General features: G+C 52.2%; 1 protein-coding gene and 1 pseudogene. Both read left to right on the plus strand.

Annotation, left to right across the window (positions count from 1 at the left end; all coding sequences use genetic code 11):
- Positions 1-260 precede the first annotated feature (260 nt).
- Positions 261-1,745, plus strand: a complete 1,485-nt coding sequence (locus tag Q0835_RS29680) for a DUF6851 domain-containing protein (RefSeq protein WP_298967063.1) — start codon at positions 261-263, stop codon at positions 1,743-1,745.
- A gap of 95 nt (positions 1,746-1,840) precedes the next feature.
- Positions 1,841-1,915, plus strand: a pseudogene (locus Q0835_RS29685) (IS6 family transposase); the annotation flags it as partial.
- Positions 1,916-2,024: the final 109 nt, after the last annotated feature.

Here is a 2,024-nt window from a genome sequence, read left to right on the forward strand (position 1 = left end):
TTTGCAAGATATGGACTTCAGAACCTGATCGTTTCAGACTTAATCCGATCCATCAAATGCCGGGACTGAACACCTAGTAGCAGGATATGTGCCCATCGTGATCCTCTATCCAAGAGGTATGTAGCTGCAGTTCACAAAACATTACTGAAGAGCGCCGCGGATGGCATCATACTTTGAACGAAAAATTATTTTAACGAGACTATCTGGTTCCATCATTGCACGTACCGACCAACAGGCCAGCTAATTGTAGGGGTTTCACCATGAAAAATGGATTTCTTAGCGCAGGAAAAACTTTTATTTTAGTTGTAGCGCTGTTTGTCTCCATGAAGGCCCCCGCTCAGGGCTCGGATCTTGCAAATGGCAACGCGGCTACGGATATAGTCCTCCCTGCCGCTGCCACCGCGATTTTCGAGGAGATTTCTCCTAACGCGAGTGATCCAAGCCTTGTACTGCGCGCCACCGTACTCATTACCGGCGGTTGGTATGAGGCCGCTGCACCCTTCCATCCAACCGCCGTGGGCGTCTACAGCCGCCTCGGCCGCCAACCAGACCAGAACTCTGCCGACAACTCGCCCATTAACACAGCCATTCTTTACGCATCCCGTGGTGTGCTCACCTATCTTTTTCCCACGCGCTCCGAGACGTGGGACGACATGCTGAGGAATGTTGGTCTCGACCCCGAACTTCGAACAGAGGACACTACCACACCAGCCGGGATCGGGAATGCCGCAGCGCGTGCGGTTGTCGAAGGACGACAGAATGATGGAATAAACGCTGACGGCACCGCAGGGGGACGAAGCTTCAATCCCATGCCGTTTGCCGATTATACGGGTTACCAACCGGTCAACACGGCCCATCAGCTTGTTGACCCATCGCGCTGGCAACCCGATATCCAGAGAAAAGGGGCTGGTATCTATCGCGTACAGAATTTTGTTACACCCCAATATCGCCTCGTTGAGCCCTTCTCTTTCGAAGATGCACAGGCCTTTTCATTCCCACCCCCAGTTGCGAGCGATGTAACGAAGATTGACCTTTACACCACTCAAGCGCAGGAGGTTCTTGACGCATCAGCAGCGCTTGACGACCAAATGAAGCTCATGGCGGAGTTCTTCGACAATAAGATTTCTAGTCTCGGATTTTCAACGGTGTTTTCGGCCAAGGCGGCCAATCTGTCCGTGTTCGATTACGTCGCTTCGGATTTCTTTTCTAATGTCGCGGCGTTCGATGCTGGCATCGTCGTCTGGCAAGAAAAGCATAAATATGATGCTGTCCGACCGTTCAGCGCGATCCGCCACGTTTTCGCAGGCGAGACGGTGACCGCTTTCGGAGGACCAGGCCGTGGAATTGTAGTGGACCTGCCTGCTGAGGAATGGGCATCCTATCTCGAAGAGGCCGATCACCCAGAGTATCCTTCAGCCACAGCCTGTGTCTGCGCGGCGCATGCCGAATTTAAGCGGCTGTTTTTTCAATCCGACGACATCAACTGGTCGGTCCCTGTTGCAGCAGGTTCGTCGCGGATAGAACCGGGTCTGGTTCCTGCGAAAGATATGAAGCTCAATTTTCCAACATGGACCGCTTTTGAGCAGGATTGCGGACAGAGCCGGGTCTGGGCAGGTGTTCACTTTCAGGCAGCCGTCGATGAAAGCCTAAAGATTTGTCCGGTATTCGGCAAACAAGCCTACACGTTTATGGAAGGTTTGCTTGCGGGCACCACGCCGGTCCGACCGCCAAGTACGGGCCGCTGATGGTGATGACGGGGCGTGTTGCAAAGTTTTTCGCGTTAACCACACCTTGAGATTTGGCTGTTGAAAGAGCGCTCCTGCAATTGGAGTTCCGCGTCATGATTCTCAGTGCCATCGTTGAAAAACTGAAACGCCAAACAAAGGATGACTTCAAAGGCAGACAGTTTGAGGCCTAGCTGAGGTATTGCCAACTTATTTTGTTTGTTTAGGTGTTCAGTCCCGGCATTTGATGGATCGGATTAAGTCTGAAACGATCAGGTTCTGAAGTCCATATCTTGCAAA

Source organism: uncultured Roseibium sp., assembly GCF_947499295.1.
GTDB lineage: Bacteria > Pseudomonadota > Alphaproteobacteria > Rhizobiales > Stappiaceae > Roseibium.

What these genes read in the sequence shown, in the direction of transcription:
- Q0835_RS29680 (WP_298967063.1), top strand. Translation starts at nt 261, where the DNA reads ATGAAAAATGGATTTCTTAGCGCAGGAAAAACTTTTATTTTAGTTGTA.